The sequence below is a fragment of the Aeromonas simiae genome (assembly GCF_000820125.1).
Lineage (GTDB): Bacteria > Pseudomonadota > Gammaproteobacteria > Enterobacterales > Aeromonadaceae > Aeromonas > Aeromonas simiae.
The window spans coordinates 151,005-151,374 of sequence record NZ_CDBY01000057.1 but is presented as its reverse complement, the minus strand read 5'-3'; the positions used below and the strand labels follow the sequence as shown (position 1 = coordinate 151,374).

Below are 370 nucleotides of genomic sequence, written 5' to 3'. Positions count from 1 at the left end.
GGGCCAGCTGGCCCATCCAGTGCAATAAGGGGGGAGGTGTGCGCCGGTCGGTGATGAGGTGCAGGGCGCTGCCATCGGGCAGGCGTTGGTGCGCTGGCAGGGGGTGGGCCGCCTCGCGGCGGGCCAGCCCGTGGGTGTAGCGGGCGCACAGCTCGGCTAGCAGTGGCTCGGGGCGGCGGGCGTGGGTCAGGGCAGGGCCATCCCCGGCCTGCAACCAGAGCGGGCGCCCCAGCCCCTGCCAAAGCAGGGCGGCGGCTAGCTCGGCGCCGAGGCGCGCCTTTAGCTGCACGCGGGAGCCGAAATACATGTCGCGCCCCAAGTCGAGCCACACGGCGCAGGTCTGCTCCTGCTCGTCGTGATAGAGGCGGGT

General features: G+C 73.0%; 1 pseudogene. It reads right to left on the bottom strand.

The window, feature by feature from the left end:
- Positions 1–370 (bottom strand): annotated as a pseudogene (locus tag BN1134_RS20040) (DUF58 domain-containing protein); the annotation flags it as partial.